This window comes from uncultured Tenacibaculum sp. (assembly GCF_947499065.1).
Classification (GTDB): Bacteria; Bacteroidota; Bacteroidia; order Flavobacteriales; family Flavobacteriaceae; genus Polaribacter.
The window spans coordinates 13,002-38,380 of sequence record NZ_CANMMT010000011.1; the positions used below are offsets into that span (position 1 = coordinate 13,002).

The 25,379-nt window shown below is 30.2% G+C and carries 26 protein-coding genes; 9 read left to right on the forward strand and 17 right to left on the reverse strand.

Annotated elements, in window-relative coordinates:
* Positions 1–4: 4 nt before the first annotated feature.
* The 4 genes from Q0958_RS16675 to Q0958_RS16690 form a co-directional block, all read right to left on the reverse strand.
* Complete coding sequence (locus Q0958_RS16675; RefSeq protein WP_299125116.1) at positions 5–1,252, reverse strand: FAD-dependent oxidoreductase; 1,248 nt, start codon at positions 1,250–1,252, stop codon at positions 5–7.
* Position 1,253: 1 nt separating this feature from the next.
* On the reverse strand, positions 1,254–2,261 hold the full coding sequence (locus Q0958_RS16680; RefSeq protein WP_299125118.1) for a 4-hydroxyproline epimerase: 1,008 nt from the start codon (positions 2,259–2,261) through the stop codon (positions 1,254–1,256).
* Positions 2,262–2,414: 153 nt separating this feature from the next.
* The gene (locus tag Q0958_RS16685) at positions 2,415–4,001 is read right to left on the reverse strand and encodes an aldehyde dehydrogenase (NADP(+)) (RefSeq protein WP_299125120.1); all 1,587 of its coding nucleotides are present in this window, start codon (positions 3,999–4,001) and stop codon (positions 2,415–2,417) included.
* 1 nt (position 4,002) lies between these two features.
* Complete coding sequence (locus tag Q0958_RS16690) at positions 4,003–4,917, reverse strand: dihydrodipicolinate synthase family protein (protein ID WP_299125264.1); 915 nt, start codon at positions 4,915–4,917, stop codon at positions 4,003–4,005.
* A 142-nt stretch (positions 4,918–5,059) separates the two neighbouring features.
* Between Q0958_RS16690 and Q0958_RS16695 the strand changes: the two genes are divergently transcribed.
* Positions 5,060–5,899, forward strand: a complete 840-nt coding sequence (locus tag Q0958_RS16695) for an AraC family transcriptional regulator (protein ID WP_299125122.1) — start codon at positions 5,060–5,062, stop codon at positions 5,897–5,899.
* A gap of 99 nt (positions 5,900–5,998) precedes the next feature.
* Complete coding sequence (locus tag Q0958_RS16700) at positions 5,999–6,964, forward strand: type IX secretion system membrane protein PorP/SprF (RefSeq protein ID WP_299125125.1); 966 nt, start codon at positions 5,999–6,001, stop codon at positions 6,962–6,964.
* Here Q0958_RS16700 and murI read toward each other — a convergent pair.
* From murI to Q0958_RS16740, 8 genes are all read right to left on the reverse strand, one after another.
* Positions 6,961–7,758, reverse strand: coding sequence for a glutamate racemase (gene murI / locus Q0958_RS16705; protein ID WP_299125127.1), 798 nt, complete (start codon positions 7,756–7,758; stop codon positions 6,961–6,963). The genes Q0958_RS16700 and murI overlap by 4 nt on opposite strands.
* A gap of 65 nt (positions 7,759–7,823) precedes the next feature.
* Positions 7,824–8,333 (reverse strand): OmpH family outer membrane protein, encoded by a 510-nt coding sequence (locus Q0958_RS16710; protein WP_299125129.1) that lies wholly within the window; start codon positions 8,331–8,333, stop codon positions 7,824–7,826.
* Positions 8,334–8,373: 40 nt separating this feature from the next.
* Positions 8,374–9,198 (reverse strand): OmpH family outer membrane protein, encoded by an 825-nt coding sequence (locus tag Q0958_RS16715; RefSeq protein ID WP_299125132.1) that lies wholly within the window; start codon positions 9,196–9,198, stop codon positions 8,374–8,376.
* Between the two features lie 61 nt (positions 9,199–9,259).
* Positions 9,260–11,836 carry an outer membrane protein assembly factor BamA gene (gene bamA, locus Q0958_RS16720; RefSeq protein WP_299125134.1) on the reverse strand — a complete coding sequence of 859 codons (2,577 nt, stop codon included), beginning with the start codon at positions 11,834–11,836 and terminating at the stop codon, positions 9,260–9,262.
* Positions 11,799–12,551 (reverse strand): isoprenyl transferase, encoded by a 753-nt coding sequence (locus Q0958_RS16725; RefSeq protein ID WP_299125137.1) that lies wholly within the window; start codon positions 12,549–12,551, stop codon positions 11,799–11,801. Before Q0958_RS16725 ends, bamA begins: the two co-directional genes overlap by 38 nt.
* Positions 12,552–12,553: 2 nt before the next feature.
* Positions 12,554–13,246, reverse strand: coding sequence for a DUF6089 family protein (locus Q0958_RS16730; protein WP_299125139.1), 693 nt, complete (start codon positions 13,244–13,246; stop codon positions 12,554–12,556).
* A gap of 106 nt (positions 13,247–13,352) precedes the next feature.
* Positions 13,353–14,249 (reverse strand): NAD kinase, encoded by an 897-nt coding sequence (locus Q0958_RS16735; RefSeq protein ID WP_299125141.1) that lies wholly within the window; start codon positions 14,247–14,249, stop codon positions 13,353–13,355.
* Positions 14,250–14,268: 19 nt separating this feature from the next.
* On the reverse strand, positions 14,269–14,928 hold the full coding sequence (locus tag Q0958_RS16740; RefSeq protein WP_272151704.1) for a CBS domain-containing protein: 660 nt from the start codon (positions 14,926–14,928) through the stop codon (positions 14,269–14,271).
* Between the two features lie 59 nt (positions 14,929–14,987).
* Between Q0958_RS16740 and Q0958_RS16745 the strand changes: the two genes are divergently transcribed.
* Positions 14,988–15,701, forward strand: coding sequence for a pyridoxine 5'-phosphate synthase (locus Q0958_RS16745; RefSeq protein WP_299125146.1), 714 nt, complete (start codon positions 14,988–14,990; stop codon positions 15,699–15,701).
* Between the two features lies 1 nt (position 15,702).
* Positions 15,703–16,467 (forward strand): alpha/beta fold hydrolase, encoded by a 765-nt coding sequence (locus Q0958_RS16750; protein WP_299125149.1) that lies wholly within the window; start codon positions 15,703–15,705, stop codon positions 16,465–16,467.
* 424 nt (positions 16,468–16,891) lie between these two features.
* Here Q0958_RS16750 and Q0958_RS16755 read toward each other — a convergent pair whose 3' ends face one another.
* Both Q0958_RS16755 and Q0958_RS16760 read right to left on the reverse strand, forming a co-directional pair.
* Positions 16,892–17,512 (reverse strand): hypothetical protein, encoded by a 621-nt coding sequence (locus Q0958_RS16755; protein ID WP_299125152.1) that lies wholly within the window; start codon positions 17,510–17,512, stop codon positions 16,892–16,894.
* Positions 17,513–17,803: 291 nt separating this feature from the next.
* Positions 17,804–18,055, reverse strand: coding sequence for a hypothetical protein (locus Q0958_RS16760; protein ID WP_299125155.1), 252 nt, complete (start codon positions 18,053–18,055; stop codon positions 17,804–17,806).
* Between the two features lie 144 nt (positions 18,056–18,199).
* Between Q0958_RS16760 and Q0958_RS16765 the strand changes: the two genes are divergently transcribed.
* Complete coding sequence (locus Q0958_RS16765; protein WP_299125158.1) at positions 18,200–18,586, forward strand: hypothetical protein; 387 nt, start codon at positions 18,200–18,202, stop codon at positions 18,584–18,586.
* Positions 18,587–18,646: 60 nt separating this feature from the next.
* Here Q0958_RS16765 and Q0958_RS16770 read toward each other — a convergent pair whose 3' ends face one another.
* Positions 18,647–19,354, reverse strand: a complete 708-nt coding sequence (locus Q0958_RS16770) for a hypothetical protein (protein WP_299125161.1) — start codon at positions 19,352–19,354, stop codon at positions 18,647–18,649.
* A 63-nt stretch (positions 19,355–19,417) separates the two neighbouring features.
* Positions 19,418–19,951: a hypothetical protein gene (locus Q0958_RS16775; protein ID WP_299125164.1), complete on the reverse strand. Its 534-nt coding sequence runs from the start codon at positions 19,949–19,951 to the stop codon at positions 19,418–19,420.
* A gap of 125 nt (positions 19,952–20,076) precedes the next feature.
* On the opposite strand from Q0958_RS16775, the gene Q0958_RS16780 reads away from it, so the two are divergent.
* The 4 genes from Q0958_RS16780 to clpX all read left to right on the forward strand — a co-directional run bounded on the left by Q0958_RS16780 (position 20,077) and on the right by clpX (position 23,955).
* A complete protein-coding gene (locus Q0958_RS16780; protein WP_299125166.1) occupies positions 20,077–20,424 on the forward strand; it encodes a phage holin family protein in 348 nt (115 codons plus the stop codon).
* A gap of 140 nt (positions 20,425–20,564) precedes the next feature.
* Positions 20,565–21,887, forward strand: a complete 1,323-nt coding sequence (gene tig, locus Q0958_RS16785; protein ID WP_299125169.1) for a trigger factor — start codon at positions 20,565–20,567, stop codon at positions 21,885–21,887.
* A gap of 127 nt (positions 21,888–22,014) precedes the next feature.
* A complete protein-coding gene (gene clpP / locus Q0958_RS16790) occupies positions 22,015–22,674 on the forward strand; it encodes an ATP-dependent Clp endopeptidase proteolytic subunit ClpP (RefSeq protein WP_150900004.1) in 660 nt (219 codons plus the stop codon).
* A 42-nt stretch (positions 22,675–22,716) separates the two neighbouring features.
* Positions 22,717–23,955, forward strand: a complete 1,239-nt coding sequence (gene clpX, locus Q0958_RS16795) for an ATP-dependent Clp protease ATP-binding subunit ClpX (protein ID WP_299125172.1) — start codon at positions 22,717–22,719, stop codon at positions 23,953–23,955.
* 76 nt (positions 23,956–24,031) lie between these two features.
* On the opposite strand, the gene Q0958_RS16800 is transcribed toward clpX, so the two are convergent.
* Complete coding sequence (locus Q0958_RS16800; RefSeq protein WP_299125175.1) at positions 24,032–25,366, reverse strand: hypothetical protein; 1,335 nt, start codon at positions 25,364–25,366, stop codon at positions 24,032–24,034.
* Positions 25,367–25,379 lie beyond the last annotated feature (13 nt).

Below are 25,379 nucleotides of genomic sequence, written 5' to 3' on the forward strand. Positions count from 1 at the left end.
GCTTTTAAGCAAATCGTTCTACATTAAAAGGAGCTAAGTTTAAACTAGGTTTTTCATCAGAAATAATTTCTGAAACTAGTTTTCCAGTTGCAGGTCCTAAACTCCATCCCATCATTGCATGACCAGTTGCTACGGTAACATTTTTAACTTTAGATAAGCGCCCAATATATGGTAAGCCGTCAGGAGAACAAGGTCGTAAACCACAATCGGCATTATCAATGTCTTCTTGTTTTATTTTTAAACCAGAATAATATTGTTCGCCAGCATTGGCTATTGTTTTAACACGTGCTGGGTTTATTTTATGATTAATACCTCCAATTTCCATGGTTCCTGCAAATCGAGTAAAACCATTCATTGGAGTAACGGCAACTTTTGCTTCCATAAGGATTGCTGGAATTGAAATGCCAGTTTCTTCTTTTACATTAATTCGATAACCTTTACCCGCTTGTACAGGAATATTTATTTGTAATTTCTTAGCTAAATCTTGTGTCCAAGAGCCTGTTGCTAAAACATATTCATCTGCCAATATGTTTTGTTTATTGGTATCGATTGAGGTTACTTCATTCTTAGAAATATTAATTTTTAAGACTTCTTCATTTGATAAAAAAGTAACGCCGTTTTTTTCTAAATGTAATTTTAATTGTGGAATAAATTCATTTGGAGTCATATGTGCATCTGAATGATAGTACACAGCTCCTTTAATATCTAAGTTGCTATTAGGTTCTAGTTTTTGAACTTCTTCCTTGGTTAAGTTTTCAACTTTTAACCCTTCTTTAATAGCTTGTTTTCCCACATTCCATTCTTCTTCACCTGCTTTATCCGTTTTATAGTACATTAGTAAGCCTTTGTCTTGATAAAAGAAGTCAAAGTCATTAGAAGCTTTTATATTTTCATATAATTCTTTGCTAAACAAATTAATGTCTTTGATAACAGGAATTGATTGCTGTACTTTTTTATGAGTAGAAGCTTTTTTAAAAAGTAAAGACCATTTAAAAAAGTCAAGATCTAATCGAGGTTTAATAGATAAAGGACTTGTAGAACTAAACATCCATTTTATTCCTTTGTTAATCATACCAGGAGCAGCCAAAGAAATAATATGACTAGGTGTAATAATACCTGCATTTACATGAGAAGCTCCAGATGAAAAGTCTGATTTATCAATAATTGTTACTTCATGCCCAGCTTTTTGTAAATAATAAGCTGAAGATAAACCTATAATTCCACCACCAATAATTACTACTTTTTTACTCATTTTATATTACTTGGAATCCATGTGCATATGGATCATCTTGATCGTCAATAATAATGTTGTTATATCCGTATACTTTAGCCCAACCTTGTATACTTGGAATAATGGCTGGTTTCCCTGCTAAAGTTGTTTCTTTTTCTACTCTTCCAATAAATTTACTTCCAATAAAACTTTCGTGAATAAACTCTTCTCCAGTTTTAAGTTTTCCTTTAGCATGTAATTGAGCTAAACGAGCTGATGTACCGGTTCCACAAGGACTTCTGTCAATAGCTTTGTCGCCATAAAAAACAGCATTACGTCCTGAAGAAGTCGGATCTAAAGGATTACCCGTCCAAAGCATATGGGTTACATCTCTTATGGTATCATTTTCTGGATGAATAAATAAGTTTGGATATTTCTCATTAATTCTATCTCTTACTACCTGAGAATATTGAATAATTTTTGAAGCGGTAAAATCATGAACTCCACTAAAGTTTTTTTGTGGATCAACAATAGCGTAGTAGTTTCCTCCATAAGAAACATCAAAAGTGATTTCTCCTAATTCAGGGCAATCAACCGTTAAATTTTCAGCTGCTAAATAACTTTTAACATTGGTTAGTCTAACCCAATCTACTTTTTTACCTGTTTGTTGATATGCTATTTCAACCAAACCAGCTGGAGCTTCCATTTTAATTTTGCCAGGCATTTTAGGAGTAACTAAGCCTTCTTCTATAGCAATAGTAATAGTTCCTATAGTACCATGTCCACACATAGGTAAGCAACCAGATGTTTCAATAAATAATATGGCAAAATCATTTTCTGGATTATGAGGAGGGAATAGGATAGAACCACTCATCATATCATGTCCTCTAGGTTCAAACATTAAACCTTTACGAATCCAATCGTATTCTTTTAAAAAATGTTGGCGTTTTTCACTCATGTTTGCGCCAATTAGATTAGGCCCTCCACCAGCAACAACTCTTACTGGATTACCACAAGTATGCGCATCGACGCAAAAAAAAGTCTTTCTCATCTTTAATTGAAGCGCCAGCTTGTATTCTCTCTTAGAAAAAACCCTTCAAAAATTCCTCTATTATAAAAATAAAGCTGGCATTGTTTCAATCTCTAGACAGGACAAAAGTAAGGTTTGATTTTTTGTACTATCTAAAGAAATTCTTAAAATTTACTATTTGACAACGTTTTTTGTTAACATACCGTTAACCGAACGTGAAATTTGCAATGGGTTCTCATTTTTCAGTTCATCTGGCAATAATTCATTTGGCCAATCTTGATAACTAAAAGGACGTACCCAACGTTTTATTGATCCAATTCCAACTGCTGTAAATCGACTATCAGTAGATGCTGGATATGGACCTCCATGTACCATAGATGGACAAACTTCTACACCTGTAGGAACTCCATTGAATATAATACGTCCAACTCTGTTTTGTAAGGCTGAAACAATAGATCCATATTGAGCTACTTCATTTTCATCAGAAATAACAGTTCCTGTTAATTGTCCTTCCAATTGAGAAATAATTTCTTCTAATTGAGCTGCATTTTCACATTGTACTACCATCGAGAAAGGACCAAACACCTCTTGATGTAATGTTGTGTTTTCTAAAAATGTAGCTCCTTCTACAGTAGTAATAATCTGTGTTGCATAATTAGATTGTACTTCGTTTTCATATTTACCAACGACAACTAATCCACTTTGTGCTAATGCTTTTTCCTTATTACTTTCATAAGCAGCAACAATATTTGGATGTAACATTAATGAAGGAGATATTTCTACAATTTTAGAAGCTAAATCATTTGTGAAATTTGTTAGTTCTTCACCTTTAATTCCTAAAATTAATCCCGGATTTGTACAGAATTGCCCAGTACCTAAAGTAATTGAACCAGCATAAGTACTTGCTAAGGATTCACCTCTGTTTTGTAATGCTTTTGGTAATATAACTACAGGATTAATACTTCCCATTTCTGCAAATACAGGAATAGGCTCCTCTCTTTTAGCTGCTAAATCTAATAAAGCTCTTCCACCTCGTATACTTCCTGTAAAACCAACTGCTTTTACTTCTGGGTGTGATACTAATTGTTGTCCAACTTCAATTCCGCTTGAATTTAGGTTTGAAAATACACCTTTTGGCATATTAGTTTTTTCAGCTGCTTTTATTATAGCAGAGGCAACTAGTTCACCAGTACCAGCATGCATAGGATGCGATTTAACAATAACTGGACAACCTGCTGCTAATGCAGCTGCTGTATCACCACCAGCCGTTGAATAAGCAAGTGGGAAATTACTAGCTCCAAAAACAACCACAGGTCCTAAAGGGATATTTATTTTTCTTATGTCTGATTTAGGTAAAGGTTCTCTTGTTGGAATAGCAGTATCTATAGTAGCTTCTACCCACGAAGCTTCTGCTACTAAGTCAGCAAAAGAACGTAATTGAAATACGGTTCTTCCTCTTTCTCCTTTTGCACGACCTTCTGGTAATCCAGTTTCTGAACAATAAGTTTTGACTAACTCATCATCTAAAGCTAATATTTCATCAGCAATGGCGTTTAAAAAAGCTGCTTTTTGTTTTCCAGAAACATTTCTATACTCTTTAAAAGCTTTTGATGCTAAAGAAACAGCTTCGTTAATTTCTTCTTGAGTTGCTTCAGTGTAAACAACTTCATTTTCTTTGTTTAACTCTGGGTTAAACGTTGTATATGTTTTGTTTCCTGTTGCTGATATTGTATCTCCTATATAATTTTTTCCTGTTATCATTCTATAAGTTTTTGTAATCAGGCAAAGTAGGTCTGTTCTTTAATCCAGTTTCTATAACATTTAATACATGTTTACGTTCTTCTCCAATTAAAGGTAAACGTGGCGCACGAACATTCTCTGTTCCTATACCTGTTGCTACTTCTGCTAATTTGATATTTTGTACTAATTTAGAATTTATATCTAATTCTAACAAAGGTAAAAACCAACGGTATATTTCTAATGCCTCCTGTATTCTTCCTGCTTTTTGTAATTCGTAAATAGCTACTGTTTCTTTTGGAAAAGCACATACTAAACCAGCAATCCAACCATCAGCACCCATTAATAAACTTTCAAGAGCTAAAGTATCAACACCAGTCATTATTTTTAAACGATCACCAAAACGGTTTTTAATCCTCGTAACGTTAGAAATATCTCTAGTTGATTCTTTTACTGCTTCTATATTTTTACATTCCAATAAATCTTCAAACATATCTAATGTAACTTCCACTTTATAATCTACAGGGTTATTGTAAACCATAATAGGTAACGAAGTATTGTTTGCTACAGCTTTGAAGTATTCAACTGTTTCTCTATCTCCTGATTTATAACGCATAGGAGGTAACATCATAAGCCCTTTAGCACCATCTTCTTCAGCTCGTTGTGCAGCTTCAATAGCTCCTTTTGTAGTTTGTTCAGCTACATTCATTAATACAGGAACTTTACCAGCTACAATATCAACTGTAGTTTTGGTTAATTCTCTTTTTTCTTCAGTAGATAATGTACTAGCCTCTCCTAATGTACCACCTAAAACAATTCCATGAACTTGAGCATCTAATTGTGCTTTAATATTCACTTCAAACATATTTAAATCTAAGGTGTCCTCGTTTGTAAACTTTGTTGTTACAGCAGGCATCACGCCTTTCCAATTTATACTCATTTTGTTTTTTATTGCAAATCTATATATGATTGCTAAAGGCATGTGTTTGTTTTTTAGCTATTACATATACTATATTACCTATCTATTGTTAATTTAGTATTATATTGGTTAATATGTTATAGATTAGCGTAAAATATTAGTCATGAAAGTTCTACCGTTTGAAATACCAAAAACAAAAAACTTAGGTTTAATATACCAAGAAGATAAAGGCAATGCTTTTTATGATAAGCTTCATCAGCATAAAGAAATACAAATATGTTATATAGTGAAAGGTGAAGGGACGTTGATTATTGGAGATACGGTTAATGATTATGAATCTGAAGATATTTTTGTTATTGGTGGTAATCAACCTCATGTTTTTAAAAGTGATACTTCTAGGATAAAAAAATCATTCATGATATCGCTTTTTTTTACAAAAGAATCTTTTGGTAAAGATTTTTTTGAATTAGATGATTTTAAAGAGTTAACTAGCTTTTTTGTCAATTCTCAAAACAGTTTCAGAGTAAAAACAAACAAAGAAAAATTAAAAAAATATTTTTTAAAGCTACAAAAAAGTAGGGATTTAGTAAAGTTCATTGTTTTTATAAAGATGATTAATGTTATCATAAAATCTGAAATAGAACCTCTCTCGTCTTTTTTTTATAAAAAGAAGTATTCGGATAATGAAGGTAAACGAATGGGAGACGTTATGGATTATACACTAAATAACTTTAATAAAAAGATAGAATTAGAGGATATATCTGAGGTAGCCAATATGACTACTAATGCCTTTTGTAGATATTTTAAGCAACGAACAAATAAAACGTATTTTACTTTTTTAAATGAGCTTAGAATAGAAAAGGCATGTAAATTATTGCAAAATAAAGATTATTCAATAATTGAAGTGTCTGAAAAATCAGGTTTTAAAAACATATCTAATTTTAATAGAAAGTTCAAAGAACTTAAAGGAAGAACACCATCGGCCTACAGATTAGGTCATTAATATGTTAAAAACATGAGCTATATTTATACTTTTTTAAAAAATAAGCAATTTTCTTATTTCTCTTGGCTATATTTGACGGCTATTTATCAATTAAAGTATATGAAAAAAATTGTTGTTTTGTTATTAATCGTTTTTGTGTCAAAAATATCGGCACAAGAAACATTACCTATTTATTCAGATTATTTATCTGATAATGTCTACTTATTACATCCAGCTGCAGCTGGAGTTGGAGACTGTGGTAAGTTAAGATTAACTGCTCGACAACAATGGATAGGTGTTAAAGATGCTCCTGCTTTACAAACTGCAAGTTTTCACGCAAAATTTAATGAAAATTCTAATGCAGGATATGGATTAATTTTATTTAATGATAAAAATGGTTACCATTCTCAGAAAGGTCTTCAGGGTACTTATGCTTACCATTTAGATATGGGGAATGAGAATTTATTTAATCAATTATCATTTGGTCTTTCAATGTCTATAGTACAAAATGAAGTAGATCAGAGAAGGTTTGTTAATGATCCAGTAGTAAGCCAAGTTATTGAAAGTAATTTCTATTTTAATGCAGATTTTGGTATGGCTTATCACTACAAAGGTTTTGCTTCATATTTTACAGTAAAAAATATATTATTATCTGCTAAGAATAATTTAAATTCAAATTTTGAATCACTGAATTTAAGAAATTATATCTTAGGAGGAAGTTACTTTTTTGGTGATAAAGAAAAATTGCAATTTGAACCATCTGTAATGATTCAATATAAAGAGCAAACAGGTGAAAAAATAGCGGATTTAAACTTTAAAGTTTACAAGAGCTTTACTAACACTCAATTATGGGCAGCTCTATCTTATAGAAGAAGTTTTGATAGTAGTGTTTTTGGTGATGCTCATTACGTAACTCCAATTTTAGGATTGAATTATAAAAACATGATGTTTGCTTATACGTACACTCAGCAAACGGGTGATGTTGTTTTTGCTAATGGAGGTTTTCACCAACTTTCTTTTGGTATAGATGTTTTATGTAGAAAGAGAAGAGCTTCTGCTTGTCCAAATATTAATGGAAGTTTCTAAAAATCAGAATATTTTATTGTAATATTTTTATATTCTTTCAAAATATCTTGTAGGACAATTTCTTCTTTATTTGAAAAAAATATGTTTGAAGGTTTATTCTTCATAGTATAAAGAATATTGTTTTTCTGTAAGATGTTTTTTGTTTGCATAGCTACCGCTTCCCCTGAATCGATAATGTTTACATTTGGGCCAACAATAGCTCTAATTTGAGGTATTAAAAATGGGTAATGAGTACAACCTAATACTATAGAATCACATTTTTCTTTGAGCATTGGATTTATGTATGCTTTTAAGAGTTCTGTCATTTCTGTAGAATGCATTTTACCATTTTCAATAAGTTCAACTAAGCCTTCACCAATTTGTTCTATAATTGTAATATTATCATCAATTTTAGATGAGGTTTTTTCAAATAAACTACTATTCAGCGTTCCTTTAGTTGCTAAAATACCTATAACACCTGTTTTTGTTTGAATTGAGGCAGGTTTAATAGCTGGTTCTATTCCTATAAAAGGAATGTTGTAATTAGCTCTTAAATGCTTAATTGCATTCGTTGTAGCAGTGTTGCAAGCAACTACTATAATCTTACAACCTTTGTTTATTAAATATTCTGTATTTTTTATTGATAGCTGAATGATTTCTTCCCTTGTTTTTTGACCATAAGGAGCATTTTTATTGTCAGATAAATATATAGTATTTTCATATGGAAGTAATTTGTTTATTTCTTTCCAAATTGAGACCCCTCCTATACCAGAATCAAAAATACCTATGGGATGTTTAAAATTAGTAGTTATCATATGTAACAAAATTAAAAATCCTGCTGTATACAGCAGGATTTTTATAAAATATTTTTAAGGTTTTATTAGAAACCTAATTTAGCTTTTACAGCTCCGTAAATATCTTCACCTTTATCGTAAACGATTAATCCTTTTCCAGGAGTAGCATCGAATACATAGATAATTCCTTTTTCAGCAGCTACAGCTTTAATTGCATCTTCAGCTTTCTTTAAAATAGGAAGTGTTTTTTCTTGATATTTCTTTTGCATTTCTTGACCTGCAGATTGTTCAGCTTGAGCAATTCTTTGTCTATCTTGTTGAACTTCTACAGCTCTTTTTTGGTTAACTTCTTGAGTTTGGCTTTTTCCCTCTGCTTCATATTTCTTAATCTTAGCCTCTAACTTTTTATACATAGCTTCAATATCATCACGGTAAGTTTTGTTTAACTTTTCTAATTCCGTTTTCATAGCCTTAGTAGCAGGCATTTCAGCTAATAATTTATCAGTGTTAATATGTGCAGTTTTCTGTGCATTTGCCACCCCACCTAATCCAATCGTAAAAATTGCAACTAATAATAACGTTTTTAAATGTTTCATCTCTGTTGTTTTAATTTAATTTTTGTTCTTTATTCTTGATTTATTTGTTTTCGTCGGTTTGTTGACTTTCTTTATTTTTCTTTTCTTCTTCTTGTTTTTTTGCTTCTTCTTGTGCTTTTCTTAAAGCTTTTTTCTTTTCTAATAACAATCTTCTTTTTTCATCCCTAGCTTTCAGTTTAGCTTGTCTCTTTTCTTCGATTAATTTAATTCTAGCTAACCTGTCTGCTTGTTTTTTCTTTTTTAATTCTTCTTTTTTAGCAGCTCTTTGTTTTTGCGCTTCACTTAAACCTTCTCCTTTAAGTAATTCTTTTTTAGCAGCTATTTTATCTCTTTTTTCTTGTTTTCTTTGATCAATGTTAATCATTTTTACAACAAGATCGCTAATATCGTGTTTTTTGTTTGAATACAGCATAACTAACTCGCTAGATTTATCAAAAACAAAATCGTATTTTTTTCTAGATGCAATAGTTTGAACTGAATTGTATACTTGATCTTGTATTGGTTTAATCAATTGCCTTCTTAAATTATACATATCACCTTTAGGACCAAAGTATAACGATTCTAATCTGCGTAAAGATTCATGCTTTATTTTGATATCCTCTTCACGTTCTTCAATCAAATCCTTAGTTAAGATAGCTTTTTCGTTAGCTAAGTCTGTTTTTAACACTTCAATGGCACGAGCTTCTTTATCTAATCGAGTCTTCCATTTTTCAACTTTTGCATCTAAAGAATTCTGAGCTTCTAAATATTCAGGAATATTTTGAAGTATGTATTCCATATCAATGTATGCAATACGTTGATTTTTTTGAGCAAAAGAAATGCTTGCAATAAATAAAAGAACGATTGATAAAATGTTTTTTTTCATTTGTTATAATGTGTTTAGAAAAAACCGTGCCAAAAACCAGACACATTACAAATGTAAGGTTTTAGAACTGTCTTCCAATAATAAAATGTGTTTGCCAGCCAGATTTTTGAGTGAAACCAGGTAATGGATCGAACCCATGGGCGAAATCGATACCTAATAAACCAAAAGCAGGCATAAATATACGAACACCTAATCCTGCTGAACGTTTTAAATTAAACGGATTAAAGGTACTAAAATTGTCATAAGAATTACCAGCTTCTAAAAAACCTAAAGTATAAATAGAAGCAGAAGGTTTATCTGTTATAGAATAACGTAATTCTAATTGGAATTTGTTGTATATAGAACCTCCATCAATTGACGAAATTCTGTTGTTTTCATAACCTCTTAGTCCAATAACTTCTCTACCATCTAATTGGCCTTGTGCTATTCCATCTCCTCCAACAAAGTATCTTTCTACTGGTGTTAATCCTAATTTATCATTATATGTTCCTAAGTATCCCATTTCAAAATTAGACATTAATACTAATTTGTTTGCTAATGCGGTATACCATTTTCCTTTAGCAGAAATTTTATAATACTCTAACCATTTATATTTATCTGATAAAAAAGCTTGTCTTTGAGCATTTGTTGGGTTGCTAGGTTCTGTATAATCCTTACCATTAACTAATGAGTATGGGAAGGTAGCTTTTGCTCTTATTGAGAATTCAGAACCATAAGTTGGGAATATCAAACTAGGTCCAGCAGAATTTCTAGTTAAAGCAACATTATAAGCTAAATTATTTAAGTTTCCTTGACTTATTATATCATTTGACGAACCTACACGATAACCATAGTTTTGAAGCTCAATTCTTTGATAGCTAATGCTTTGAGATAATGAAAAGTAATCATCAGGCCAACTCAATCGCTTACCTAAACCAACAGTAGCTCCAATGATACTTAAACTTTGATTTTTATCTACTTTATTTGTTTGGAAATCAAAACGATATTGATTTGAAAGATATATAGAAAAAGATAAAGATTGAGGGGTTTTACCTCCTAACCATGGCTCTGTAAATGAGAAACTATAGGTGTTGAATGTTCTACTAGCTTGTAATCTAAGAGCAAGTTTTTGACCATCTCCCATAGGTAATGGTTTGTATGCTTCTTTATTAAAAAGATTCTTAATAGAGAAGTTGTTAAAAGATAAACCTAATGTACCAATAAATGATCCACCACCGTAACCACCTTGTAATTCAATTTGACTACCTCCTTTTTCTACAACAGAAAAATCAATATCAGCAGTTTTGTTTTGATAATCAGGTTTTACATCTGGAGTTACATTTGCGTCGAAGAAACCTAACTGTCCAATTTCACGTATAGAACGAATAATATTTTGACGGCTAAATAAATCTCCTGGTTTAACACGTAATTCTCTAAAAATTACATGATCATTTGTTTTATCATTCCCACTAACAGTAACTTTCTTAATCGTAGCAGGTTCATCTTCACGAATACGAACTTCAACGGTAATTGAGTCATTTTTTACCTTTGTTTCTATAGCATTTATTTGAGAGAATAAATAACCATTATTATGGTACAACGTTTGGATATCTGTTGAATTTGGAGTTCCATCTCCAGAGATACGTTCTTTTAAAACTTTACCGTTATAAATATCACCTTTTTCAATTCTTAATATATTATGTAAGAATTCATCTGAATATCTTTTATTACCTATAAATTTAATGTCATCAAAACGGTACTGGCGACCTTCATCTAATTCGATTTCTAAATTTATAGTGTTGTCGTCATTCCAAGTTAATTTATCAGATAAAATACGAGCATCACGATATCCATTTTCACTATATTTTTCAAGAATACTTTCTAAATCTTTTTTATAATCGTCTTTAATATATTTAGATGATTTCCAAAAACGACCTAAAAACTTACGTTTTGTATTTTTCATTGCACCACGTAAGGCACCACTAGACATAGCCTTGTTACCTATAAAATTAATTTCTTTAATTTTAATACGCTTCCCTTTGTCAATGAAAATATTCATGCTAACAGTGTTAACATCAGAAGTATCTTTTCTTGTGTCTAAAGAAACCTTAGTCTTTAAAAAACCTTTATCAGTATATTTTTTCTTAATGTAGTTTCTAGTGGTTACAATTAGATTGTCTGTAACCATAACTCCTTTTTTAAGATCAGTCTCTTTTTTAATTTCTTTTCTTTTAGATTTACTAACCCCAGAAATACTAACGTTTAATAATTGAGGTAATTCAGTTACATCAAATTGAAGATAAACAGTGTTTCCATCTCTTTTAGATAAGTATACATCTACCTCGCTAAATTGTTTACTCTCGTATAATTTTTTTATAGCACTAGAAAGTTTATCACCAGGAAGTTTAATAGGTTGTCCTTGAACTAAACCTGTATAAACACGTACAGTTTGTTCGCTAAATTTTTGTAAGCCAGTTACAGTAATTCCCCCTAAAATATATGGTTTACCCCTTTCGTAAGAAATAACACCATTAGTTGCTGTACTGTCTTTAGAAATTGTGTTTTGTGCTTGTGTACTTGCCGTAATAAAGGCAATAAAAAATACTACTAAATACGAATATTTATTCATTGGTTTCAATCTGTTCGCTAGTTTTTCCAAATCTTCTCTCTCTATTTTGATAATCAATTATTGCGTCGAAAAGATGTTCTCTTCTAAAATCTGGCCATAATATATCTGTAAAATATAATTCAGCATATGCCATTTGCCAAAGTAAGAAGTTACTAATTCTTTGTTCCCCACTTGTACGTATCATAAAATCAACGTCGGGCAAATTAAATGTATATAAATGATTATTTATAATTTTTTCGTCTATTTTTTCAATATCTAATTGGTTATTAACAACTTTTTTAGATATGTTTTTGATAGCATTAACAATTTCTTCCCTAGAACCATAGCTTAGAGCAAAACTTAAAGTGATCTTGGTATTGTTCTTTGTTTCTTCAATAACCTTGGCTAAAATTTTCTGAGCACTTTTGGGTAAACTAGCAATATTACCAACAGCATTTACTTTAACATTTTTTCGCTGAAATTCTGGTAATTCTTTTTTAAGAGTACTAACTAGTAAGCTCATTAAAGCATCTACTTCAAGTTTAGGTCTATTCCAGTTTTCGGTTGAGAAAGCATAAAGAGTTAAAAATTTCACTCCCACATCTGAAGCTGCATCAGCAGTTTCTCTTATGGCAGTTAATGCATTTCTATGACCAAAAACACGTTGCATTCCTTTTCCTTTAGCCCATCTACCATTTCCATCCATAATTACGGCAATGTGATTTGGGACTTTTTGTAAGTCAATGCTTTGTAGTTTTTTTTCCATATTTAATTTGCTAATCCACTATAACACGGTGGTCTTCCAAAGGTATAAACAATTGAGAATCCTGTAAACATATACCAATCATTTCCTGTACCTCCAAAATTTAAAGAATTTATTTTGTTTGTAGTAAAATCAATATCATCTACAAAGGTTACACGAGCACCTGCTTCAAAAGCAATTGCTAAATTGTCTGCTAACCTTCCTTTTATACCAATACCAACTGGTATTGAATAAGAAAACTTATTTGTTAGCGTAGTTGTATTGTTTGCAGTATTAACAGAAGTAGGACTTTTGTAGTTAAAAGCTGCTATTTCAGCCAATATATATGGTGTAAAAGTTGTTTTATAATCGCTTATGTTATAGTCGAAGAAGTTAAATTCAATACCTACAGCAAATTCGTTAATTGTATTGTTAAATCTATATGCTCCTCGAGGTCTATTTTTTCTAAAAGGATTTTCAGCATCATTATCATCACCTGAAACAGGAATGTAGGTATATGTTCCTCTTAAAGCTATCCTTGGGTTTAAATTATATTTATATATAAGCCCACCTCCAAACTTATTTGGGTAAATATAATTAGTTCTACCGATGTCACCTACATAGTTAGAGCCTCCAAGAAATACCCCAATTTCATGAGTTTGCGATAAAACTGTTATTGCTGTGAAAGCAAATGATATGAATAGAAAAAATTTTCTCATCGTTAAAATAGCGTGCAAATATAGGAAAATGAATTTGCTTTAAAAAGTTAATAATCTGTCTTTTTGATTAACTTTTTTTTTAATGTTTTATTGTAATCAAAGGAGATTATAATGATTCGTTTCTTGTATCTTCTCCCCACAAAAGTTTACTTCTTAGAGTTTTTAGATAAGATTGATTTTTTAATAAGATGCTTTTAATAGTAAAAGGTGCTTTCGAAATTTTAATTTTTGTCTCTTGAGAAACAGTTGTAATACGTGAATCGAGGGATATTAAAAAATCTTTTTCTCTAGCGCTAACTTCAAGTTGTATTGAGGTTTCGTCTGGTATTACCATTGGTCTTGCATTCAAGTTATGAGGAGCAATAGGAGTAATAATAAAACTCTTTGAATTTGGTAAAACTACTGGTCCATCACAACTTAAAGAATATCCTGTAGAACCTGTTGGCGTAGATATAATTAAGCCATCTGCCCAATAGTTAGTTAAATATTCTTCATTTAAATAAGTTTTAACACCTATCATCGAAGTTGTATTTCTTCTTGCAATGGTAACTTCATTTAATGCAAAATCTAATTCAGAAAAATCTTCTGCTATTGGATTTGTTTTAATTTGAAGCAAAGTTCTTTCTTGAATTGTGTATTCTTTTTTTAATAATAAATCTACGGCTTCGTTTATTTGGTCTTTTTGAATTGTAGCTAAAAAACCTAATCTTCCTGTGTTAATTCCTAAAATAGGGATGTTAAGGTTACGAACATAAGTAACAGCTCTTAAAATAGTACCATCACCACCAATGCTAAACATCATATCAAATGAATTTGATAAATCTCTAAAATGAGAAAAGGTAGGGTACTTTTTATTTAATGAATTGTTTTGAATTAATAAATCGTAAAATTCTTTTTCAAAAAAAACAACAATGTTTTTACATTCTAAAGCAGATAATAAAATTTTAATCTCTTTTTCTGCTGTAATGGTGTAGGATTGACCATATATAGCTACTTTCTTCACGCTTGATTAGTATTTTAGGTTACATGTTTAGATATTTTCTTAGGTAAGCAGCTCTGTCTTTAAGCTCTTCTAAATAAAAATCATCTTCATGCTGTGTAATAACATTATAGTCGTATCTTCTAAAAGTTTGAATGATTTCATTTATTTCTTCAGAAATTATTTTTAAAGTAATTTGTACATTGTCTTGGCTTTCAGAAGAGATATAAAAACCTAGTAGTTTACCACCATTTGTTTCTACGATTTGAGCAATTTGACTCATCAAATAATCATTTTTGTTTTTTGTAATGATTAGAGTGTCGCTTTCATTGTGTAAAAATGGGCTATCAGCAAAAGCGTCTAAAATATCGTTTAGCTCATAGTACCCTATGTAATTCATTTCCTTGTTTAAAACTGGAATTAAATTAGAGTCATTATCAGCAAATAAAACTATTAAATCTAATAATGTGGCTTTTTCGTTTGTGTAAAAAAGGTCTAATAAATATGAATACTCACTAAGTAAACCACTTTTGTCTTCTATAATTTGTACGTCAGCTTCAGGTAAGCACCCAATTAGTTTACCACTTTCTACTATAGGTATGTGAGTTATAGGTAAATTTTCACATAACTTTTGTGCATCCTTCACAGTACTCTTTAAAGTAAGAGCCTTAATATCTGTAAGTATAAAATCGTTTATATTCATTACTACGAATATAGTTTAAAAAGTTTTAATGATTTACCTTTGTGGTTTAATTTTATAAGATGACAAAGTTAAGTGTAAATATTAATAAGATTGCAACTTTACGTAATTCAAGAGGGGGAAACGTTCCTAATTTATTAAAGGTTGCAACAGATATTCAAGATTTTGGAGCAGAAGGAATAACTATTCATCCAAGACCAGATGAACGTCATATTCGTTATCAAGATGCTTATGATCTTAAATCAATAGTTTCTACAGAATATAATATTGAAGGAAATCCAATAGATAAATTTATGAATATGGTGTTGGAAATTAAACCAACACAAGTAACCTTAGTGCCAGATAGCATTGATGCGCTAACTTCTAATGCTGGATGGGATACTATTAAGCATCAAACTTATTTACAAGATGTAATTGCTGAATTTAAAAGGAATGGAATTAGAACATCAATTTTTATTGATACTGATTTAAAACTAATAGAAGCGGCAGCTAAAACAGGAACAGATAGAATTGAGTTGTATACAGAAGAGTTTGCTACTCAGTATGAAGTTGGTAATAAGGAGGCTGTGAAACCTTATGCCGAAGCTGCTATTTTAGCACATGAATTAGGTTTAGGAATTAATGCTGGACATGATTTGAATTTAGATAATATCAAATTCTTTAAAGAAAACATTCCTAATTTAGCAGAGGTATCAATAGGGCATGCGCTTATATCAGAATCATTGTATTTAGGATTGGAGAATGTTGTAAACATGTATTTAGATAGGTTGAAATAAAATGGAGATTCTACATTCAAGAATTTTAGGAGAAGGAGAACCACTTTTGATATTACATGGTTATTTTGGAATGGGAGATAACTGGAAATCTCATGCAAATAAATTTGTAGAAGATGGGTTTGAAGTTCACTTAATAGATCAACGTAATCATGGTCGTAGTTTTCATTCTGATGAGTTTGATTATGAGTTAATGGTAGAGGATTTATACAATTATATAGAGCATTACAATTTAGAACAAATAAACCTGTTAGGGCATTCGATGGGTGGGAAAACTGTAATGTTATTTGCTACTGAATACCCTGAGTTTGTTAAAAAATTAATTGTAGCTGATATTTCTCCAAGAATGTATCCACCACATCATCATGATATTTTACAAGCATTGAATTCAGTGGATTTTGAAGTTGATAATTCACGAAAGCTAGTAGAAGAAAAACTAATGGAATTAATTCCAGAGCCTGGGATACGTCAATTTTTATTAAAGAGCACTTATTGGAAAGAGAAAGGTAAGCTGGCTTTTAGGTTTAATTTAAAATCATTAACAGAAAATAACAATGAAGTGGGAGAAGCTTTACCTTCTTTTACAGTTTTTGAAGGAGAAACATTGTTTTTGAAAGGAGAAAATTCTGGTTATATTTCTGAAAATGAAGAGCCACTTATACAAGCACATTTTCCAAATTCAAGAATAAAAGCAGTAGCCAACGCGGGTCATTGGCTACATGCAGAAAATCCAAAAGAGTTTTATAATACCGTAATTGATTTTTTATAGGTTTTAAACCATCAAAGAAGTTATAAAACCAAAGATGAAATTTAAAAGAAGAAACTGATTGAATTTCATGTAATAGTATATTATCAATCCAAAGTTTAAAAAACTTATGGTGTATATGATGTATTTAAAAGAAAGACTATTAGGAATGTAGAGGTTTAATATTGAAAAAATTAATAATACGGAAAATATTAAACCTGTAGCAATTAGATTTATTTTGTTTTCCTGTGTTACATCTTTCTTTAGGTTTATTATTAATCTTATTGGGAAAAAATAAAATGAAATAATAATGGCAAAAAATGCATACAGATATATTGGAAAAGCATTTTTTGTAGCTACAAATAGTAATATAGCGTTGGTGATAACCAAAATGTAATCTGTTTTTGTTTCAATTTTATTTATTTTGTTCATAAAGATTAAAGTTTAATTAAAAAATACAATCATAACCACAAGTTGAAGCCCATTCAGTAACTTTAATAGGGGCTTTGACTATAAACCATATTTTAGAAACTATGTTAGAATCCTCAAGTTTTTGTGCTTTTCTGTACATGCAACAATTCATACAGCCGCGATAAGCACAATCTTCCCAATCCTTAGCTTCATAGGTATTGTTACTTAAATTAACATAATTGATTAGTTTCTGATAAAAATCTATGGCATTAATACAAAATAGCTTGTCAGATTCGCTAATATTTTTGTTTTGAATTTGTCCAATATATGTGTCAGTAAACTGAGTTAAGTCGCCTTTTGTATTTAAATCAGAGAAATACTGTTTTAATATTTCGTTTTGAACTTCGTTTAAAGCTTCAGTTTTTGATTTTAAATCAGTTTGGTTGTCATAATAATCATTTAGGATAGTTTCTATTTTAGTATTTATCTCTTTTTTGTTTTTGGTAGCTGATAACTCTTCAAGACGATTAAAAAAGTTTTCGTTTTTTTGAAGTATTTGATCAACGGCATTAAGTTGGATTACTGAATCTGTTTGCTTTTCATTTTGACAACTCAAAAACAACACAATAAGTAATGTTGATATTTTTAAATATTTCATAGTTTTTAAATTTAAATATTATGTGTTTAATATCTAGAGCAAACATGTTTGTGTAGCTGCTCTTATAAAATTAAGTAAGGAAAGCTTAAGTTGTTGTTAAGGAAATAATGGTTACTAATTATAATTTAAGTAGAGTAAGGATATGATGCTCTTTGTCTCTTGAAGGAACTAAGACTAAATGGAGTTGTTGTTTAAAGAGCTTAATAATTAGTGGATAGAGAAGAGATGTGTTTGTTGGTTTTCTCTCATACTTTTGTTTTAGTTTTATATTTACTGTTTTTCAATTATTGCTTAATCATTTTTTATTTGTTTAATGAGGTTTTTAAGTTCTGAATCAATCGATTTTTGTTCTTTGAGATGGTTGTTAAAAACGGTAATAATAGCTCTAGCAATAATCAAGTTTTTTCTTTTTCCAGAGTAAACTTTTTGAATAGTTTCTAAGGAGAATTTATGTCCATTTTGAATTAAAAACTCTCGAACCTTTTCTCTGTATTTAGGAGGTTTAATTTTTTCTAATTCATTGCGTTGTGTTATTGATATCATAAAAACTGTAATTAATTTTTATAAAACACATAACAAATAATTTTATATTTGTACGTGTTTTGTACTTATATCACTACAAATATACAAACAAAATTCCTTAACGCAAACAAAAATCAAAATAAATTAGAAAAAAGTTGTTTTTGAATGGAAGATTTTATAGATGAAACGTATAAAAGAGTAGAGCAAATAATTAATTATAAAAGGTTTAATATCAGGTCTTTTGAGGAGGAGATTAACGTTTCGAACAATTCGATAGGAACAGCAATTAGAAGAAAGTCGTCATTTAAGAGTAATGTATTAAACAAAATTCTCCATTCGTTTCCAGAAATAGATCCAACATGGTTATTAACGGGAAGAGGAGAGATGCTTTTAAATAACAAAGGAGAATATATAGCAAGTGAGCCTAGTTCTTTGTATGAACCAGAAATAATTGCTAATCAAGTGAAAGAAAGTTTGTTGAAGTTGCTTTTAGAGGACGGAGAGGTTAAGAAAGCATTAATAACTCAAATAGAACAAGGTTTAAAAAAATAAAGCCCCGATTAGTGTTACTAACCAGGACTTTGTCGCATTTAAATAAAAAATAGAATTTTGTTATATTCTTCTGTCTTCTCTACGTTCCCTTCTATCTTCTCTAACTTCTTTGTAGTCTTCTTTTAATTCTGCTTTAGTAGCATTAATGTCAGCTAACATAGTTTTAGCAAATTCACGTAATAATTTAGTGTTAGTTGTAAGCTTATGCTTGCCAGATTTATTTTTAGAAATAACTAAATTGTAAGCTTTAATAGAACGATAAATCTCTTTTTGTCTGTTTGTTCTCGAAATTTGAGAAGCTAAATCTCTTTGGTCGTCTCTAAGGTCACGCTTATCATCTCTTTTGTCACGAACATCATCGGCGTATTCACGACGTTGTTTTTTATTGTTTCTATAAACAACATCTCTTCTTGATAATTTTGCTTCTCGTTTAGAGGCTCTTAATTCCGATTTACTTCTCTTTACCTCTTTTTGGTCTTGTATAATTTTTCGTTCACTTTGAGCAATTTCTCTTTTCATATCGGAAAGAAGATCGGCTTTTATTCTCTTAAGTTTAACGTTGTTGTGATTAATAAAAGCATTTTCAAAAGCATTAATTTTTGATTTAAAACTATGAAGTTGTTTAAAGTCTTTTTCTAGCTGAGCTTTATTAGTTTTAATCTCTTTTTTATTATCTATAGCTTCTTTAGTGTTTCTAACAAATTGTGCATTAGCAGTGCTAATGAAAAAGCAAAAAACTATACAGTAAGTAAAATTAAATCTTTTCATAATTCAAAAGGTTTTGTTTGCTATTTAGACCTAGAGAAATAAAAAAAGTTTAAATTAAGAGTGTTAAGGAGTTTTTAAAATAAATGTATCAAGTTCATTTATATCATGAGCTTTTACATAATCTTTTTCACCAATACTGTTATTTTCATTCGAATCATAATCCATGAAAATTTTCCAAACATTATTTTCTTTGATAAGAATTACGTGGAATTTACCATAAAAGATTTGCTCCTTTTGGTCAGGTTGTTTTCTTGTTAATTTATAGATACCTCTTTCACTAGCAATAGAATCGTTATTAATTCTTTCAAAAAAACGAAGTGAAATATTATTGGTAATATTCTTTTCTTTAGTTTTAGAAAAACTAGTTTTATAATTATTTATATATGTTTTGTAATCAGAAATTCTTTTACCGCCAGAGATTCTAATTAGTTTTTTTGAATGGATTTTCTCCATTATTTGATACTCTAAAGAATCAAATGCTTGATAAAACTTAAACCAAACTTTATTAATGTCTTCAAGGTTTTTTCTCGATTGAGAATAATTATAGTTTGAAATTATAAATAATAATAAAAAGAAGAAGGTGGTTTTTTTAAACATGACTTTTTTGTAGTTAAAAAATAAAAAGTGGTATTAAAAATAGTTAAAATAATTTACTAAACTGCCAAAACAGCAGTCTTTTAGCTTTGGTACGGTTATGGATTTATAGAAGAAAAAACGAAGAGATGAAAGTATTTTTAAAATTATTATTAACGGCTTTAGCAGTTATCATATTAGCAAATATATTACCAGGAATAGCGGTAAATAATTATGTTACGGCTGTAATAGTTGCAGCAGTAATTTCACTGCTAAATATGTTTGTGCGTCCGTTATTAATATTTTTTACACTACCAGCTACTATAGTTACTTTAGGGTTGTTCCTTTTTGTAATAAATGCAATTATCATATTGTTAGCAGGTAAGTTAGTAGGGGGATTTGTAGTAAGTGGATTTTTTGCGGCACTATTATTTAGTGTGTTATTATCCATATTTAGGTCGTTCCTATTCTCACTTTTAAAAGAAGAAAAGAGTTAAAAAACACAAGATGTTTAGAATCAAGAAGTAAGACGGTAAAATAAAAGAAAAGAAAGTCGATATTCTTGTGTCTAATTGTCTTGTTTCTAAATAAATAAAGTAGTAATTTTGCACCCGATTTTAAAGAAACAGATTTTAAGATGAATATTACAAAAGAAAACGTAGATGCGCTAAACGCAGTTGTAAAAGTTGATATAGTTGCAGAAGATTATCAAGATAAAGTAACAAAAGTATTAAACGATTACCGTAAGACAGCGAACATCCCAGGGTTTAGAAAAGGTCAAGTACCAATGGGGATGGTAAAGAAGCAATACGGAAAATCAGTAATGATAGATGAAGTAAACAAGCTTTTACAAGAATCATTAAATAAATTCTTAGTTGAAGAGAAGTTAGATATTTTAGGTAACCCATTACCAAAAGTACAAGATGATTTTAATTGGGATGCTGATAAATTTTCTTTTGAGTTCGAATTAGGATTAGCTCCTGAATTTGACGTAAACTTAAAGCCAAAGAAAAAAGTAACTCAATATAATATTGTTGCAACTGACGAATTAATCGAGAAAGAATTAGAAAACATTCAAACTCGTTATGGTAAAATGTCAGCTAAAGAAGAAGGTACAGAAGTAGCTAACATTACTGGTACATTTGTAAACGAAGAAAAAGAGATTAACAAAAAATCTACAATCTCTGTAAAAGATATTAAAGGAAAAACTAACTTAAAGAAGTTTGTTGGAGCTAAAGTTGGAGATGTTTTAGAATTAAAAACTAAAAATTTATTCGAAGAAGAGCACAAATTACAACAAGCTTTAGGTGTTTCTCATGATGATGCTAAAGAATTAGAGATTCCAGTTACTTTAACAATCGAAGAAATTACAGAAATTGAACCAGCTGAGTTAGATAAGGAATTATTTGACAAGTTATTTGCTGATGGAAGTGTAAATACTGTAACTGAATTAAAAGAAAAAATTAAAGAAGACGCAGAAAAGCAATTCCAACAACAAGCAGATCAGCAATTATTAAATGCAGTTACTGAAAACTTAGTTGAAAACACAAAGTTTGACTTACCTGTTGAGTTTTTACAAAAGTGGTTACAAACTGCAGGAGAGAAGCAATTAACAACTGAAGAAGCTGCTGCAGAGTACGAAAAGTCTGAAAAAGGATTACGTTACCAATTAATCGAAGGAAAGATTATGAAAGATAACGATATCAAATTAGACTATGCAGAGTTAGTAGACTATGCAAAAGGATTTATCCGTGCTCAAATGGCTCAGTTTGGTAACATGAACCCAGAAGAAAAAGAGTTAGATGATATCGCTGGAAGAATCTTACAAAATCAAGATGAGGCTCAAAAATTACAAGGACAGTTAATAAGCCAAAAATTATTAGCTTTCTATAAAGAAAATATGAGTTTTGATACAAAAGAACTTTCTTACGAAGATTTCATTAAAGAAGTATATAAGTAACAGTTTAAGACTGATATGATTGAAAAACCTGAATGAAAATTCAGGTTTTTTTAGCCATAAACAGTAACAAAATACTAACGAAATAGTTCTTATATTTACATCATATAACCAAAAAAACATTTTAAGAATGGATTACGGAAAAGAATTCGAGAAATACGCAACAAAGCACCACGGAATAAATAGCACATACTTAGGAAAAGTAACAAGCAGTTTAACTCCATACATTATGGAAGAACGTCAAATGAATATTACTCAAATGGACGTTTTCTCTCGTTTAATGATGGATAGAATTATCTTTTTAGGAACAGGTATTAACGACCAAGTAGCTAATGTAATTCAAGCGCAATTATTATTCTTAGAAAGTGTAGATGCAAGTAAAGATATTTCAATCTATATCAATTCACCAGGAGGAGGAGTTTATGCAGGTTTAGGTATTTACGATACTATGCAGTTTATTAAGCCAGATGTAGCAACAATTTGTACTGGTATGGCAGCTTCAATGGGAGCAGTTTTAATGTGTGCAGGGGAAAAGGGAAAGCGTTCAGCGTTACCACACTCGCGTATCATGATTCACCAACCATTAGGAGGAGCACAAGGACAAGCTTCTGACATGGAAATTACTGTAAAAGAAATAGGGAAGTTAAAAACTGAATTATATAATATTATTTCACACCATTCAGGGCAACCTTTTGACAAAGTTCATGCCGATTCTGATAGAGATTATTGGATGAAAGCTGATGAAGCAAAAGCTTACGGAATGGTTGATGAGATTTTAACAAGAAAATAAGAATAACAATAGCTAAGTAATAATTAGCTCAAAGTTGATAAGATGTCGAAAGAAGAAAATTTACAATGTTCCTTTTGTGGGCGTAAAAAACCAGAAACCGATTTATTAATCGCTGGATTAGATGCACATATTTGTGATAAATGTATCGAACAAGCTCATGGAATAGTTGAGGAAGAAATTGCTGAAGCTAAAACAGGAGGTTTGTCTCAAGATTTAACATTAAAGAAGCCAAAAGAAATTAAAGCTTTTTTAGATGAATATATTATTGGGCAAACAGAAACCAAAAGAGCAATGTCTGTAGCTGTGTATAATCACTATAAACGATTATTACAAGTTAAAGATGATGAAGATGAAGTTGAGATTGAAAAGTCAAACATTGTTTTAGTTGGAGAAACAGGAACAGGAAAAACATTAGTAGCTCGTACCATTGCAAAAATGTTAAATGTACCATTTTCAATTGTTGATGCAACAGTTTTAACTCAAGCAGGGTATGTAGGAGAGGATGTAGAAAGTATTTTGAGTCGTTTATTACAAGCTGCTGATTATGATGTTGAAAAAGCAGAAAAAGGGATTGTTTTTATTGATGAGATTGATAAAATAGCACGTAAAGGTGATAATCCTTCAATTACTCGAGATGTTTCTGGAGAAGGTGTTCAGCAGGCTTTATTAAAGCTTTTAGAAGGAGCTGTAGTAAATGTGGCACCAAAAGGAGGTAGAAAACATCCTGAACAAAAGTTTATTGAAGTAAATACTAAAGATATTTTATTTATAGCCGGAGGAGCATTTTCTGGAATAGATAGAATTATTAGTAATCGTTTAAATATGCAAGCGGTAGGTTATAGTGCGTCAATAGATGAAGACAAGATTGATGAGAGTAATTTATTACAGTATATTATTCCTTCAGATTTAAAATCTTTTGGATTGATACCTGAAATCATTGGACGTTTACCTGTGTTAAGTTACATGAATCCTTTAGATGCAAAAACTTTAAGAGCTATTTTAACAGAGCCTAAAAATTCAATCATTAAGCAGTATACTAAATTGTTCGCTATGGATGATGTAGAGTTCTCGTTAACAGAAGAAGCTTTACAGTATATTGTAGATAAAGCAATTGAGTATAAGCTAGGAGCACGTGGATTACGTTCGTTATGTGAAGCTATTTTAACTGACGCAATGTTTGATATGCCTAGTTCTGATGACAAAGAGTTTACAGTAACTAAAGAATACGCAGAGGCGAAATTAACGAAGTCGGCCTTAAAGAAATTGAGAGCAGCTTCTTAAGCTTAGTTAATTCATAAATAAAAAAGACCACATTTTAAAATGTGGTCTTTTTTTATAATACTATTTGAAACTAAGATTAATTTTTAATTTTACTGTGCTTTTTAATCCATTCATTTAGTTGAACAGGAGTTAATTTATATTTCTGTTGTACTTCTTTTTTCTTACTTAGTATGTAAGTTGGATTTAAAACAGCAGCATCATATTCGCTTACTACAGCTTTTTTGAATTTTGTATAATGACTATCAGTAGTTTCTTGTGGTTGTTCTGTTTTAGCTTTTAAAGAAGGAGTACCAAATGATTTTATCCATTCTGTAAATTGCTCAGGATTTAATTTGTATTTTTTTTGAATTTCCTCTTTTTTACTTTGTAAGTAAGTTGGGCTTAATACTAATTTTTCATATTCTTCTACTGCAGCTCTTTTAAATTTTGAATAATGAGCAATAGTACTTTTTTTCTGAGAACTTGCATTAGAAGGGGTATTTGAGCTTAAATTAGAGTATTTTGTTATCCATTGAGCAAATTGTTCTGGGTTTAACTGGTATTTTTGTTGAAGTTCAGCTTTTTTATTCTCTAAGTGGGCTTCGGCTAATACTAATTTATCATATTCAGTAATAACTGAAAGTTGAAACTTCTCATAATAATTAGCAGCTGAATCACTGGATTGGTTACTTGTACTAACCTTAGGTGTTTCTACTTTTTTCTGAGGAGTCGAGTTTTGAGGTGTATTTTTTTTCTCAGTATTTTTTGCAACAGTATTCGTGTTAAGTACTTCTGAAGCTTTATTAGCATAAGAAGTGGTTCCGTCTTTATACCAACCAGAAGGAATGTTATTAAGTTGAGAATCATTAGCTACAATAACATCTATTTTATTATTAGTAGCATCTAAGTTTTCAAGATTGTGACAGCCTTTAACATCAAGTTCAGTTAGGTTGTTAAAGCTACAGTATAGAGTTTCTAAACGATCATTGTTTCCTAAAATTAAACTACTTAATTTATTATTATCACAACTTACATACACTAGTTCGGTATTATTGCTAAGATTTAAACTTTCTATTTGGTTTTCACTACAGTTTAAGAAAGTAATCGATTTACTTTTTGATAAATCAATCTTAGTAATATTATTACCAAAACAATCTAAACGCTTTAAATTAGGAAAGCTTTCTAAACCAGTTAAGTCTTTAATTTTAGAATGTACGTTTGGTAACAGTTTATTTGTTATAGGGTTATTAATATTTAAATTAACAACATACGCCGCATCGCTAACTAAAATAGTACCATTCAAACCATTAGTATCAATGTCTAAGTCAATTAAACATTCTTCAAGGCCAATATCAGGTATACGGATAGTTTCTTGAGAAAATAAATTAGCACATAGAAATAAAGATAACCAAAGGCTTATATATGTTTTCATAAAAAGGGAATTT

What these genes read in the sequence shown, in the direction of transcription:
- Q0958_RS16750 (WP_299125149.1), top strand. Translation starts at nt 15,703, where the DNA reads ATGGAGATTCTACATTCAAGAATTTTAGGAGAAGGAGAACCACTTTTG.
- Q0958_RS16680 (WP_299125118.1), bottom strand. Translation starts at nt 2,261, where the DNA reads ATGAGAAAGACTTTTTTTTGCGTCGATGCGCATACTTGTGGTAATCCA.
- Q0958_RS16800 (WP_299125175.1), bottom strand. Translation starts at nt 25,366, where the DNA reads ATGAAAACATATATAAGCCTTTGGTTATCTTTATTTCTATGTGCTAAT.
- Q0958_RS16675 (WP_299125116.1), bottom strand. Translation starts at nt 1,252, where the DNA reads ATGAGTAAAAAAGTAGTAATTATTGGTGGTGGAATTATAGGTTTATCT.
- murI (WP_299125127.1), bottom strand. Translation starts at nt 7,758, where the DNA reads ATGATAACTACTAATTTTAAACATCCCATAGGTATTTTTGATTCTGGT.
- Q0958_RS16745 (WP_299125146.1), top strand. Translation starts at nt 14,988, where the DNA reads ATGACAAAGTTAAGTGTAAATATTAATAAGATTGCAACTTTACGTAAT.
- Q0958_RS16730 (WP_299125139.1), bottom strand. Translation starts at nt 13,246, where the DNA reads ATGAGAAAATTTTTTCTATTCATATCATTTGCTTTCACAGCAATAACA.
- Q0958_RS16690 (WP_299125264.1), bottom strand. Translation starts at nt 4,917, where the DNA reads ATGAGTATAAATTGGAAAGGCGTGATGCCTGCTGTAACAACAAAGTTT.
- Q0958_RS16725 (WP_299125137.1), bottom strand. Translation starts at nt 12,551, where the DNA reads ATGGAAAAAAAACTACAAAGCATTGACTTACAAAAAGTCCCAAATCAC.
- Q0958_RS16775 (WP_299125164.1), bottom strand. Translation starts at nt 19,951, where the DNA reads ATGTTTAAAAAAACCACCTTCTTCTTTTTATTATTATTTATAATTTCA.
- Q0958_RS16710 (WP_299125129.1), bottom strand. Translation starts at nt 8,333, where the DNA reads ATGAAACATTTAAAAACGTTATTATTAGTTGCAATTTTTACGATTGGA.
- Q0958_RS16700 (WP_299125125.1), top strand. Translation starts at nt 5,999, where the DNA reads ATGAAAAAAATTGTTGTTTTGTTATTAATCGTTTTTGTGTCAAAAATA.
- Q0958_RS16765 (WP_299125158.1), top strand. Translation starts at nt 18,200, where the DNA reads ATGGAAGATTTTATAGATGAAACGTATAAAAGAGTAGAGCAAATAATT.
- Q0958_RS16760 (WP_299125155.1), bottom strand. Translation starts at nt 18,055, where the DNA reads ATGATATCAATAACACAACGCAATGAATTAGAAAAAATTAAACCTCCT.
- clpP (WP_150900004.1), top strand. Translation starts at nt 22,015, where the DNA reads ATGGATTACGGAAAAGAATTCGAGAAATACGCAACAAAGCACCACGGA.
- Q0958_RS16755 (WP_299125152.1), bottom strand. Translation starts at nt 17,512, where the DNA reads ATGAAATATTTAAAAATATCAACATTACTTATTGTGTTGTTTTTGAGT.
- Q0958_RS16780 (WP_299125166.1), top strand. Translation starts at nt 20,077, where the DNA reads ATGAAAGTATTTTTAAAATTATTATTAACGGCTTTAGCAGTTATCATA.
- Q0958_RS16695 (WP_299125122.1), top strand. Translation starts at nt 5,060, where the DNA reads ATGAAAGTTCTACCGTTTGAAATACCAAAAACAAAAAACTTAGGTTTA.
- clpX (WP_299125172.1), top strand. Translation starts at nt 22,717, where the DNA reads ATGTCGAAAGAAGAAAATTTACAATGTTCCTTTTGTGGGCGTAAAAAA.
- Q0958_RS16685 (WP_299125120.1), bottom strand. Translation starts at nt 4,001, where the DNA reads ATGATAACAGGAAAAAATTATATAGGAGATACAATATCAGCAACAGGA.
- tig (WP_299125169.1), top strand. Translation starts at nt 20,565, where the DNA reads ATGAATATTACAAAAGAAAACGTAGATGCGCTAAACGCAGTTGTAAAA.
- Q0958_RS16740 (WP_272151704.1), bottom strand. Translation starts at nt 14,928, where the DNA reads ATGAATATAAACGATTTTATACTTACAGATATTAAGGCTCTTACTTTA.
- Q0958_RS16770 (WP_299125161.1), bottom strand. Translation starts at nt 19,354, where the DNA reads ATGAAAAGATTTAATTTTACTTACTGTATAGTTTTTTGCTTTTTCATT.
- Q0958_RS16715 (WP_299125132.1), bottom strand. Translation starts at nt 9,198, where the DNA reads ATGAAAAAAAACATTTTATCAATCGTTCTTTTATTTATTGCAAGCATT.